This is a genomic window from Candidatus Darwinibacter acetoxidans (genome assembly GCF_041936445.1).
In the GTDB taxonomy this organism is placed as follows: Bacteria; Bacillota; Limnochordia; order Darwinibacteriales; family Darwinibacteriaceae; genus DTU010.
The window spans coordinates 18,401-30,983 of sequence record NZ_JBHGXH010000186.1; the positions used below are offsets into that span (position 1 = coordinate 18,401).

Sequence of the window (12,583 nt, forward strand, 5' to 3'; positions counted from 1 at the left end):
TTTTGGGACGATTAGAAGTGGCTGCAAGGGGGTGGGTCTGGAAAAGCATTGCGGTTCCGGAACCTTAGTAGCTGGGAAGAGCGTTGAAACAAGGTGAGGAGAAAAGGAGGCGTGACAGATGAAGCGCGCTTTTTGGCTGCTGCTCCTCATTGGCGCTTTGCTCCTTGCCGGGTGCGCTGGCAGCGGATCTTACACCGCCAGCGGATACATCTTCGATGATGAAGGAAATCCCATCGAAGGGGTGGAGCTGGTCCTCAGCGGCGGTTCCAGCGGTACGATCACCACGGACGCACAGGGCTACTGGGAGACTGAGGCCAAGGGCACGGTCACCATCATACCCCGGAAGGAAGGCTATGCCTTTCAGCCCAAAGAGGCCGCGGTGACCAAACAAGAGCCTCAAGCTATCTTCACAGGTGTTACTGGGAAAATAATCGGCCGGGTCTCCATTGCAGGCGAGCCCCCCGGCCGAGAAGTGGTTGTGACCGTTGAATACGGCGAGTCGGGCACTGAGGAAATCCTCACAGATGAAAACGGCGAGTTTAAAATCCCCTTAGACAAGTACCCAGGGGAGGAAGTCTGGATCAGCACCTACGTTCCCGACAGCTTCACCAGCGAGGAGCAGGAGGAGTACGATCTGCTCCGTTGGGTCTACATCTACGTACCCCTAGAGCCAGCTTTTCTGCCGGATCTGGACCTGTACAGCTACGGTCTCAGACTAAAAAAGCCCACCGATGGAGAAGAGATTTCAGGTTTCCCGTACGAAGTGGAGATCAGCCCCTATGACCGAGAGGTGGATAACCTTCTGTACTACCTCTATTTCTACACCTTCGACGACACCTATCTTGGTAGCACTGATGACTTCACCGGAACAACCTTTTCTTTCGATGGCGAGCTCAGCGAGGGAACCGCAGAGCAAGATTTGGATTGGTACCTTGGGGCTGAATTCCAGCAGGATGGCTATTACCTCTTCGCCTACGCAGGTTGGGTCACGGTTTTCTACCGCCCCTAGGCAGATGGAATCCAAAAAGTAAACTATACTCTAGTGAGAGCCGGCCCTTCCGGCTCTCAGCTTTTTTGCCCATGGCGGCTTTTTCCCACGGTCTAAGGAAGCATCGCCAAGAATTCCTGGGTCAAGTAAGGGTCAAACTGGAGGCCCGCCTGGCGGGCGATTTCCGCCTTGGCTTCTTCCAGGCTTAAGGCGGCCCGGTAGGGCCTGTCGCTGGTCATGGCGTCAAAGGCATCGGCCAGGGCCACAATCCGGGAAGCGATGGGTATCTCTTCACCCTTCAGCCCCCGGGGATAGCCCTTGCCATCCCACCGTTCATGGTGGTGGAGCACGCCCACCGCCACATCCACAAGATCCGGTGAAGAGGCAACAATCCGGTGGCCGATCTCGCAGTGGCGCCGCATGGCCTCCCATTCCGCCTCGCTCAGGGGCCCGGGCTTATCCAGGATGCTTTCGGAGATGGCCAGCTTGCCGATGTCGTGGAGCAGGGCCACCAAAGATACGGTAACCACCTCGGCATCGGAGAGGCCCACCCGCTGCGCTAGGCTCACCGCCAGGCGCTGCAGGCTGCGGGCATGCTCTTCCGTTTCATGACTCTTTTCCGCCAGGGCCTGCTGCAAAGAGAGCACCAGCGCGCTGCGGCGGCTTTGGGCGCTGCTGATCTTCTGCTGGTACATCCTGGATTCCGCTTCCCGCAGCACATCGGCTAAGGTCTCTTCGGTGGTGGCTTTGGTGGCCGACCCCAAGGCAATGCTCAAGGCCGCGGCTCCGCTTTGGAGGCTCAGTTCATCGATGCGGGCACAGATCTGCTGCGCCTCCTCAGCATCAGTCCGGGCCAGAAGGAGCACAAACTCATCGCCGCCCCAGCGGATCACCAAATCCCCCGGCCTGGACACGGCCTGGAAAATCTCCGCGGCCTGCTGGAGGTACTCATCGCCCTTTTGGTGGCCCATGGAATCGTTGATGATCTTCAGCCCGTTGAGATCGCCAATCACCACGCTCAAAGGCAGGTTTTCTTCCCCTTCCCACCTGTCCTTTTGGGTCTCCAAGTAGCGGCGGTTGTGCAGCCCGGTGAGGAAATCCCGGTAGACCATTTCCCGCAGCCTGTTTTCCATCAGGCGCCTCTCGGTGATATCCTCAAACACGGTGACAAACCGCCCGGGCCTGGGGCTGTAGGCCCGCACGGAGTAGTACCTGCCCAGCTCCCGGCTGAAGTCTTCCAGTTCCGCAGGCTCTCCGGTGAGGGCCACCCGGCCGTAGGTTTCGATCCAAAACGGCTCGGTACCGGGTAGCACTTCCAAGACGGTGCGGCCGATGAGCTTGTCCGCGCTAAGGCCGGTGAGCTGCTCAAAGGCCCTGTTCACTTCCAAGAAGCGGTAATCCACCGGGCGCCCTTCTTCGTCGGTGATGATCTCATGGAGGGCGATGGCGTTGATGGAAGTTTCCACCAGGGTACGGAAGCGCTCTTCACTGCGGCGCAGCGCCTCCCTTTGGCGGTATTCCTCAGAGACATCCCGAAAGACGAGGATGGCCCCGTGGATGCGGCCTTCTGAATCCTTAACCGGAGCGGCGCTATCTGCGATCTGGTACTCCACCCCATCCCTGGAAAGCAAGCTGGTGTGGTTGGCCAGACCTGCGATCTGTCCTGTGGCCAGCACCTTGTCCACGGGGTCAGCCACGGGCAGCCGGGTTTGGGTGTTGATGGTGCGAAACACTTCCCCCAGCTTCTTCCCTACAGCACTGGTGCGGTCCCACCCGGTCAGCTTTTCCGCCTGGGGGTTGATCATGGTGACCACCCCTTGACCGTCGGTGGCGATTACCCCATCGCCGATGGACTCCAAAATCAGGCGCCAGTAGGCTCCCTCCCCCAAACCGCTCAGGGTGTTCACAGCAAAGGACAGCTCCAGGCGGGCCAAGCGCCCACCGGCAAGCTCCAGGAGCTGCATGTGCCGCTCATACCAGCGCAGGGTTTTCGGGTTGTACCAGGCATCGTGAATCACCTGTTCAGGATGGGCTAGAAGCTGTCCGGTACTCCGGCAGCCGCAGGCCTGGGCATGGGGGCTGCCCTCCCGGCAGCAGGCCTGCCCTTCTTGAAGCTCCAGCTCCTCCTGGGCCAGGCGATTGGCGTAGAGGATGCGCTTGGTGTGCAGCTCACAGAGGTGTACCATGCCCTGCATTTGTTCCAAAACATAGAAGAACAGACTATCCCGCTCGCCCCGGGAATTGATCATCTCCAGCACCGCCTCTCACGGACAAGCATCCCATTTTTCCTTATTTTACAAGCCCTGCGCCTTCTGCGCCAGATCTTTTCACGTGGGCCCCCACCAATTTTTGTTTGGCCCCTCTGACCTGGCCCTTTCCCCCTCTGCTCCTTTCTGAAACCCCTACTGAAACTTTGAAACTTTTTTGAAACCATGGAAGGAGTTTCAGGTTTCGCGGCGTAAAGTGTTAAATGGGTATGAAGGAAAGAACAATTCGGAGGTAAGCATATGGCAGCAGTTACCATCTATGACGTGGCCAGAAAAGCCGGCGTTTCACCCGCCACCGTTTCCCGAGTCTTCAACGACAGCACCTTGGTGAGCAAAACCACCCGGCAGCGGGTGCTCATGATCGCCCGGGAACTGGGCTACACACCGCTCAAGGAGAGGGCAGACAATGGACGCAAAGCTGTGGCCGTGTTCGTCTCCAGCGTGCTCAACCCCACCCTGGCTCAGATGATCAAAGGCGTACAGTCCGTCTTAAGGGTGCACGACCTGCCCATGATCGTCTTCGACAGCGACGGGGGTGTGTCCGATGAGATCAAGTTCCTGGGCCAGCTGAGCAGCTACCCCGTGGCCGGCCTGGTGCTCAGTTCGCCCCACATCTCCAGTGAATACCTGATGGCCGTACGGGAGTTGGGCATCCCCTACGTTCTGGCCTACGGGTATTCCACCGAACCGGATGTGCCCTGCGTGTACATCAACAACCTGGAGGCCAGCTTCCAGGTGATGCAGGAACTCTTTGCCCTGGGCCATGAGGATATCGCGGTGATCACCGGCCCCGAGGGGGATCTGACCATCAGCCGCCAGCGCCTCCAGGGGGTGCGCCTGGCCTATCTAGCTGCCCAGCGGCAGTTGGATGAAGCCCGGATCATCGAAGGCGACTACTCGGTGGAATCGGGTTACCAAGCAGCTGCCAGTCTGGTGGCCAGCGGGCGGCCGCTGCCCACCGCCATCTATGCCTTCAGCGACCTGATGGCCATCGGCGCCCTGCAGGCCCTGCAGGAAGCGGGCCTGCGGGTGCCGGAGGACATTTCCGTCTGCGGCTTTGACGACATCGAGCTGGCCAGCCTGGTGAGCCCCCGCCTGGCCACGCTGGCCCAACCCAGTTTCCAGGTGGGCCAGGAAAGCGCCCAGATCCTCCTGGAGCAGATGGAACGGGGTGAAGTTCGCCAACCCAAGCGCGAGCTGCCCTACCAGTTCGTGAGGGGTCAATCCGTTCAGGACCTGGGAAAACGGCCCAGGGCAGCGGAAGGAGGGATGAACAGGGGTTAACTAAGGAGGGGTAACCAGAAATCAACAACCTTGAGAGGGAGGAAAAAGCGTATGAAACTGTCCCGTTCGTTTTCGGTTCTCCTGCTGCTGAGCGCGTTAGTGTTTCTGGCCGGCGCGTCCGCAGCCCAAACGTTGAACTTCGCCAGCACGCAGTTCAGGCCCATTGAGGAACAGCAGTTTTTCCGCGAGCAGGTGCTGGCCCCCTTTGTGGCCGAGACAGGCATCCAGGTGAACATGATCGCGGAAGAATACGCGCCCTTCTTCAGCCGGCTGCAGGCGGAGGCCAGAACCGGCCGCTTCGAGACGGATGTGTTCGGCACCCTGCACGGTGATTTCCCCGCCCTGCTGGCGGAGGGAATTCCCATGGAACTGCCGGATCCCCAGAGCCTGCCCGGGCGCACCTTCATCGAGGAGCTGGTGAAGCTGGGTCAGGTGGACGGCCAGCAGATCTACGTGCCCTGGACCCAGGCCACCTACCTCATGGCCGCCAACAAGAAGGCCCTGGACTACCTGCCGGAAGGTGCCGATGTGGGGGCATTGACCTACGCGGAACTCCTGGAGTGGGCCAAGAACCTCTATGAAGCCACCGGCAGCGCCAAGCTGGGCCTGCCCGCCGGTCCCCAGGGCCTCTTCGGCCGCATGCTCCACGGCTACCTCTACCCCGCCTTCACCGGCCACCAGGTGCAGAAGTTCGACTCGCCTGATGCGGTGAGCATGTGGTCGTACCTCAAGGAGCTCTGGGACTATGTCCATCCCAGCTCCGCCATTTACGAGAACATGGCCGATCCCCTGCTCCTGGAGGAAGTGTGGGTGGCCTGGGATCACACCGCGCGCCTAGGCCCGGCCATCCGGGAGTTCCCGGACAACTTCGTCCTCTTCCCCTCCCCAGCCGGTCCCTACGGGCGGGCCTTCATCACGGTGATCAACGGCCTGGGGATCCCCAAGGGTGTCCAGGACTTCGACCTGGCCTGGCGACTCATTGACCACCTCACCCACCCCGAAACGCAGGTCATAGTCCTGGAAGGAACAGGCTTCTTCCCCACCACGGTGGAAGCCGCCAGCTATGTGCCCCAGGGGGCCAACAAGCTCTTGGCCGATGCGGTGGCCGCCCAAGCCAGCGCCCCCGATGCCTTAGTCTCGCTGCTGCCCGTGGGCCTAGGCGCCCGGGACGGCGAGTATGTCCCCACCTTCAAGGATGCCTTTGAGGCCATCGTCCTGCGGGGACAGGACATCGAGACAGTGCTGGCCCGCCAGGGAGCCCGCCTGCGGGAGCTGTTTGAGGACACGGGAGCTGATTATCCACAGCCGTAAGGCTGAGGGGGAAGGGGCCCTGGGCCTCTTCCCCTTCTTAGGGGGGTAAATGGTGAGAATACTGCGCAAAGTTCAACTATCCTATCTCCTGCTGGCCCCGACTCTGCTCTTTTTGGTGCTCTTTTTCTTTGTGCCTTTGGTGCAGGTTGTGGGCACGGCCTTCCGCGCCCGGGGAGGCGGGTTCACCCTCGCCCACTGGCAGAGGCTGTTTACCGATATCCACTTCCCGGATGCGCTGAAGAACACGCTGCTTTTGGCCCTGCTGATCATCCCCGCCCAGCTGGTTTTGGCCTTCCTGGCCGCGCTGATCATCAACAAACAGGGCCGGGGCTCCACCGCCCTGCTGTACATCTACGCGATTCCCCTGGGGATTTCCGATCTGGCCGCGGGGCTGATCTGGCTGTCCATCTTCACCGAGCGGGGTTATCTCAACAGCCTCCTGCAGAATCTGGGGTTTATCGAAAGGCCCATATTGTACCTTTCCAGCCGCAGCCCCCAGTGGCTGGTGGCTGCGGTGGTGATCACGGAAGTGTGGCGGGCCACGCCGCTGGTGATGGTCATTCTCCTTTCCGGCCTGCAGATGATCGCCAAAGACTACCTGGAGGCCGCGGAGATCTTCGGCTGCAGCTGGTGGCAGAAGGTGCGCCTGGTGATCCTGCCCCTGCTCAAGCCCAGCATCCAGTCGGCCCTGATCATGCGCACCATCTTGGCCTTCCAGGTCTTCGGGCCCATCGTGGTCCTGGCGGGGCGGCTCCTGCCTGTTTTGGCTTCCGAGTCGTTCCACTGGTACGCCATTATCCGCCATGAGTACATAGCTTCAGCCTATGCTCTGCTGCTGATGGTGCTCTCGGTCTTGGTCACCTGGAGCTACCTGGTGCTGCTGCGCACCAAGGAAGAGCAGCTGGGGGTGATGTAGATGGAGCGCAGAAAACGCGGCCTGGCCCAAGTGCTTTTCTACGGCGGAGCATTGCTTTTGGCCATCTGGACCTTGCTGCCGCTGCTTCTGATCACCCTGGCGGCCTTCACCAGCCGCAGCGAGCTGTACAGCTGGCCCCGCTCCTTCCTTCCCCGGGAGCTTTCCCTGGAGAGCTTCCTCTACTTCGCCAAGGCCCATGGAGTGATGGAGGCCACCCTGCGCAGCATTTTGGTGGCGCTTTTGACCATCTTGATCTCGCTGCTCATCGGTGCGCCCGCGGGGTATGCCCTCTCCCGCTTCCGCTTTCGGGGCCGGGAAGCTTTCCGCCTGGGCATTCTCATGACCCGGATGTTCCCCACATCGCTTCTGGCCATACCGCTGGCGATCATGTACATCAACCTGGGGCTGTACGATACGCTCCTGGGCGTGTCCTTGATGCACGTCACCCTGGCCCTACCCTTTGTGGTCTTGACCACCGCCAGCCTGTTCATGAAGATCCCCTACGACCTGGAGGAAGCCGCCATGACCCTGGGCTGCAGCCGCTTGGGCGCCTTTGTGCGCATCTGCCTGCCCATGGTTACCCCGGGCCTGGTGGCCGCGGCCATCTTCACCTTTGTGGTGTCCTGGAACGAGGTCTACGCCTCCTCCGTGCTCACCCTGCGCAACAGGACTCTGCCCGCGCACATCATGGCCACCCTGGAGGCTTCACCCCTCAACTTCAGGTTTGCCGGAGGCTTCTTCATGACCCTCCCCGCTTTAGTGTTCATCTTCATCATCCGCAAGCGGCTCCTGCATATGTGGGGAGTTGCGATCAACAAGTGAGAGGAGATACTACCCGTGGCTGAACTGCGCTTAGAACGAGTGGTGCGCCGCTTCAAAAACGTGGTGGCGGTAGACAATGTGAACCTGACCGTACGGGATCGGGAGTTCATGGTCCTTCTGGGGCCCAGCGGCTGCGGGAAGACCACCACCTTAAGGTGCGTCGCCGGCCTGGAAAAGGTGGATCAGGGGCGGATCTACATCGGCCCCCGGGATGTCACCGAGCTTCCCCCCAAGGCCCGGGGTATCGGCATGGTCTTCCAAAGCTACGCCCTCTTCCCCCATATGAGCGTGGCGGACAACATCGGCTTCGGCCTCAAGATCCAGGGCCGACCGCGGGAAGAGATCAAGGCTAAAGTGGAGCGGATGGCCAAGCTCCTGCACCTAGACAGCCTGCTGGACCGCTATCCCGCCCAGCTCTCCGGCGGACAGCGCCAGCGGGTGGCGGTGGCCAGGAGTCTGGTGATCGAACCGCAGGTCCTGCTCATGGATGAACCCCTGAGCAACCTCGATGCCATCCTGCGTCTGGAGATGCGGGCGGAGCTCAAGCGGCTGCACCGGGAGATCGAATCCACCACCATCTACGTCACCCACGATCAGGTGGAGGCCTTGAGCCTGGGGGACCGCATCGCGGTGATGCAAAACGGCCGCCTTGTGCAGTGTGCGCCGCCCATGGAGATCTACGATCACCCGGCCAACATCTTTGTGGGCAGCTTCATCGGCACGCCGCCCATGAACTTCTTGGAGGGAGAGCCGCAGGGCCGAAGCGGCCAGCTCCTCATCCGGGGCAGCACGTTCACCGCCCCGGTACCCCCGGCCCTTTGGGAACAGGTGGGCAAGCTGAAGAAAGTGGTGGTGGGTGTGCGGCCGGAGAACATCGAAGTGGTCTTGGCCGCCGAGGCCGAAGCAACCGCGGCCCAGGGCACCGTGGGCGTGGTGGAGCTCTTGGGGGATCACAAGCTGCTCACCGTGGACACCCCGGAGCGGGCCCTGAAGGTGTCTGTGCCCCCCACTGCCCCGGTGCAGGTGGGCCAGGCCTGCGGGCTACGCTGGAAGGAAGATAAGCTGCGCTTTTTCGACCCGGAGACGGGCTGGGCCATTACCGCTTGAGGAGAAAGGTATGTACGAACAGCTCAAGAACACCCTCACTGCCCTTTTGCGGGAAGCACCTGCTGTGCCCCTGTACAAGCAAAACCTTGATAAACCGCTGGATACCGGCTGCGGCTATCTCGCCGCCAGCCTGGGGAGGCTGGGTGAGCTCCGCTCCCTCAGTGCTTACCATGCCCAGCACGGCTGGATGGTGGTGAACACCCTGCCCCCGTTTCCCGCGGACAAATACTTTGAGCCGGAGTTCGTGCGCCAGTACCGCCGGGCCCAGGCAGACCTGGAAGGCCCGGGATTCGGCCTCTTCCCCTGGGGTGAGGTCAAGGACCTCACCTACAGCTGGCTCGGGGGCTGTGTGCCCCTGGTGCAGGGCGAAGTGGATGGCGTGCGCCTGACCGCGGGGAGCTGGGCCCAGGGCCCGGAGGCACCCGCGTTGTTCCAGGTGCTGCTGTGGGAAAACGCCACGGATGAGGTGAAGAGTGTTGCCTTCCACTTCAGCGCCGCGGCGGGCCTGAGCCGCGCCGCCTACGGCCAGCTCACGGAGGGCGGCCCCATCCCCCTCCCCGCTCCAGAACCGCGCTTTTGCTGGGAGGCAGCGGGCACCTTCCTCCTCCAGGACCGGGCACTCCCCGGCGAGCTGCGGGGCCGGCTCTGGGGCGATGCCCCCCAGCAGCTGGTGGAAAGGGCTGACCGGCGGGAGGTCTACCGGGCCACCCTCCAACCGGGCGAAAACAAGATCGCGGTGGCCTGCTACCAGCTCGCGGAGGCTGTTCAACCACTGGAACTGGGGCCTGAACACCTTTTAGCTTCCCTCCGGGCCAAACTGGACAGCTTCCCAGCAAGTCTTGTGCAGCGGGCCAAGGAGGATCCCTGGGCCTATGTGATCATGCGCAATCTTGACTACATCCTCTCCTGCTGCACCGTGCAGCTGGATGACTGGGCCTGTGTGCTCACGGACCATCAGCTCCTGCCCCTCTCCTGGAACCGCGACGCCTATTACCAGCTCCGCCTCCTTAGGGAGTACTACACGGCGTACCAGGCTGAGCTCACTCCAGCCCAGCGCCGCCGGATCCGCACCATCTGCCGGGGGCACCTGCGCTGGCTGTTTGGCAGGGCAGAGCGCACCCCCTTTTGGGCCCGCTCCCACCTGGCCACCGGGGCCCGCAAGGATGCCAGCTTCCAGCTTGATCAGCAGTGCTATCCCCTGCTGGAGCTGGCGGAGCACCATCAAAGCTTTGGCGATGCCGCCCTGGTCCGAGAGCTAACCCCCCAGGCGGAAAAACTGGTGGGGGAACTGCTGAAGCTGGCCGAGCCTGGTAGTCTGCTGCTGCCCACGGAGGAAACGCCGGCAGATGACGCCCTGGACCTTCCCTACCACTTTTCTTCCCAGATCCTCTGGCTGCGGGCCCTGGAGGCCCTTGACTACCTACGGGAGGCCTGCTGCGGACCGAAGCCGAAGTTTGCCGCCCTCCGCCGGCGGCTGCAGGCGGAGATCCGGCGCACTTTCGCCGCGGAGCTGCACAACCGCCGCCTGTTTGCCTATGCGGTGGACCGGCGGGGAGAGAAGCTCTTTTACCACGACGCCAACGATCTGCCCACTGTGCTCGGTCCGGAATGGGGCTTCTGCCACCCCCAAGACGAGCTGTGGCAAAACACCATGGAATTCGCCTTTTCCCCGGCTAACCAAGGGGGCTTTTACCCGGGCAAGTTTGGCGGGCTGGGTTCCATCCATACGCCCCACCCCTGGCCCTTAGGGGATGTGCAGCTTCTGATCCTGGCCAGAGCCACAGGCGATGCCGCCCTGCGGCAGAGGGTCCTGCACAAGCTCCTGGTGCTTCTGCAGGCCGATGGCCTGCTGCCTGAAGCGGTGAGCGCCGCAACGGGCCAGGTGGCGAGCAGGCACTGGTTCTCCTGGCCCGGTGCCGCCCTAGCACTGGAACTTCTGAAGCTGCACGGGAAGGATGAAAACCACAACTAAGGAAATCTGGAGGAGTCTATGGACCTATTTGCTGTAGCAGAAAAACTGCGTTTACTCTACGGAGAAGAGGAGGGCCGAAAAGCCCACCGGCGCCTTGTGCGCCTGGTGGAGGAGTTCCAAAGAGAACCCCGCACCCCCGGCCCAGACTGGCTGCGGGAACGGGATGTGGTGCTCATCACCTACGGGGATTCCATTGTGGAAGAGGGCCTAGCGCCCCTGCGGTCCTTGGCGCGCTTTGCCCGCTCCTTTTTGACCGGACTTGTTTCCGCCATCCACATTCTGCCCTTTTACCCCTATTCCTCCGACGATGGTTTTGCGGTCATCGACTACTGGCAGGTCAGTGATCAGCTGGGGAGCTGGGCGGACATCTCCGACCTGGCCCAGGATTTCGATTTGATGTTCGATGCGGTGGTCAACCACATCTCCGCCCAAAGCCAGTGGTTTCAAAAATACCTGGCGGGGGATCCCGCCTTCCAGGATTTCTTCATCACCTGCGATCCAGGGGCAGACCTCTCCCAGGTCATCCGGCCCCGGGCGCTGCCCCTGCTCACGCCGTTTGTCACCAGCCAGGGGGAAAAGCATCTCTGGACCACCTTCAGCGCAGACCAGATCGACCTCAACTACAAAAACCCCGAGGTGCTGCTGAAGATGGTGGAGCTCCTCCTCTTTTACGTTAAAAAGGGGGCGCGCTACCTCCGCCTGGACGCGGTGGGCTTTCTCTGGAAGGAGCTGGGCACCAGCTGCCTGCACCTGCCCCAGACCCACTGGATTATCCAGATCTTCCGGGCGGTGCTGGATCAGGCGGCGCCTGGAACGCTCCTGATCACGGAAACCAACGTACCCCACCGGGACAACATCTCCTACTTCGGCGATGGAACAAACGAGGCTCATCTGGTGTACCAGTTCCCCCTGCCGCCCCTCACCCTCTACAGCTTCCTCACGGGGGACGCCTCCAAGCTCACCGCCTGGGCCGCGTCCTTAGAACCGTGCTCGAAAAAGACCAGCTTTTTCAACTTCCTGGCCTCCCATGATGGCATCGGGCTGCTGCCGGTGCAGGGCATCCTGGAAGAAGCGGAACTGCAGCTGCTCCTGGACCAAACGCAGGCCCACGGCGGGCTGATCTCCTACCGAAACAGCCCCGCGGGAAGCCTCAGCCCCTATGAGCTGAATATCAGCTATCTCAACGCCCTTTCCCATCCCGAAGAGAGCCCGGAGCTTAAAGCCAAGCGCTTTTTGGCGGCCCACGCCATCCTCCTCTCCCTCCAGGGCGTACCCGGGATCTACATCCACAGCCTCCTCGGTTCCGAAAACTACTGGGAAGGCTATGCCAGTTCTGGGATCAAGCGGCGGATCAACCGGCAAAAGCTGGAACGGGCCCAGCTGGAACGGGAGCTGGCCGATCCCGCTTCCCTGCGCAGCCTGGTCTTCACGGGCTTTGGCAAGCTGCTGAAAACCCGCCGCAGCCAGCCCGCCTTTCATCCCAACGCCCCCCAGCGCATCTTGGATCTGGGCCCCGAACTATTCACGGTGCTCCGGGGCCAAGGACCAGAAGCCATCCTCTGCCTGATCAATGTGACCGGCACAACCCAGCGGAGAAAGCTCGCCGGCATCTCCCCGGACCTGGCGCCGGAGGCGGTGGACCTTCTCACCGGGCGCTCCTTTGCCCTGGACCAGCCCCTCACACTGGAACCTTACGAAATACTTTGGCTGAAAAGCCGGCCATAAAGCCGCAAGCCGCTGGCGGACCCACCCACCAGCGGCTTGTTCCTTTCTAGAAAGGGCTAGAGCTGGCCCTGCCTCCTCTGCCCGCGCCAGCTCAAGGGCGCAAGGCGCTTCAGCTCCCCCTCCAGCTCCTCAGCTTCTTCGTCGCGTAGTTCTAAATCAAGGGCAGATGCTGCTTCCATCAAGTCCTTGGC

The 12,583-nt window shown here is 61.7% G+C and carries 9 protein-coding genes; 8 read left to right on the plus strand and 1 reads right to left on the minus strand.

Annotated features, from left to right (window positions below; all coding sequences use genetic code 11):
* Positions 1 to 118 precede the first annotated feature (118 nt).
* Complete coding sequence (locus tag ACE4YL_RS06925) at positions 119 to 1,009, plus strand: peptidase associated/transthyretin-like domain-containing protein (protein ID WP_461360372.1); 891 nt, start codon at positions 119 to 121, stop codon at positions 1,007 to 1,009.
* Positions 1,010 to 1,101: 92 nt separating this feature from the next.
* On the opposite strand, the gene ACE4YL_RS06930 is transcribed toward ACE4YL_RS06925, so the two are convergent.
* Positions 1,102 to 3,237, minus strand: coding sequence for an HD domain-containing phosphohydrolase (locus ACE4YL_RS06930; RefSeq protein WP_461358568.1), 2,136 nt, complete (start codon positions 3,235 to 3,237; stop codon positions 1,102 to 1,104).
* 258 nt (positions 3,238 to 3,495) lie between these two features.
* Here ACE4YL_RS06930 and ACE4YL_RS06935 point away from each other — a divergent pair, with 258 nt between their 5' ends.
* From ACE4YL_RS06935 to ACE4YL_RS06965, 7 genes are read left to right on the plus strand one after another with little or no spacing between them, the layout of a single operon-like run.
* On the plus strand, positions 3,496 to 4,539 hold the full coding sequence (locus ACE4YL_RS06935) for a LacI family DNA-binding transcriptional regulator (protein WP_461358569.1): 1,044 nt from the start codon (positions 3,496 to 3,498) through the stop codon (positions 4,537 to 4,539).
* Positions 4,540 to 4,590: 51 nt separating this feature from the next.
* Positions 4,591 to 5,850, plus strand: coding sequence for an ABC transporter substrate-binding protein (locus tag ACE4YL_RS06940; RefSeq protein WP_461360371.1), 1,260 nt, complete (start codon positions 4,591 to 4,593; stop codon positions 5,848 to 5,850).
* Between the two features lie 52 nt (positions 5,851 to 5,902).
* Positions 5,903 to 6,766: a carbohydrate ABC transporter permease gene (locus ACE4YL_RS06945; protein WP_461360370.1), complete on the plus strand. Its 864-nt coding sequence runs from the start codon at positions 5,903 to 5,905 to the stop codon at positions 6,764 to 6,766.
* Complete coding sequence (locus tag ACE4YL_RS06950; protein WP_461360369.1) at positions 6,767 to 7,588, plus strand: carbohydrate ABC transporter permease; 822 nt, start codon at positions 6,767 to 6,769, stop codon at positions 7,586 to 7,588. It begins immediately after the preceding gene.
* Positions 7,589 to 7,603: 15 nt separating this feature from the next.
* Positions 7,604 to 8,695: an ABC transporter ATP-binding protein gene (locus tag ACE4YL_RS06955; RefSeq protein WP_461360368.1), complete on the plus strand. Its 1,092-nt coding sequence runs from the start codon at positions 7,604 to 7,606 to the stop codon at positions 8,693 to 8,695.
* Positions 8,696 to 8,705: 10 nt separating this feature from the next.
* A complete protein-coding gene (locus ACE4YL_RS06960; protein WP_461360367.1) occupies positions 8,706 to 10,667 on the plus strand; it encodes a glycoside hydrolase family 125 protein in 1,962 nt (653 codons plus the stop codon).
* A gap of 18 nt (positions 10,668 to 10,685) precedes the next feature.
* Entirely contained in the window at positions 10,686 to 12,392 is a 1,707-nt protein-coding gene (locus ACE4YL_RS06965; protein WP_461360366.1) for a sugar phosphorylase, read from the plus strand.
* The last annotated feature ends 191 nt before the right edge of the window (positions 12,393 to 12,583 follow it).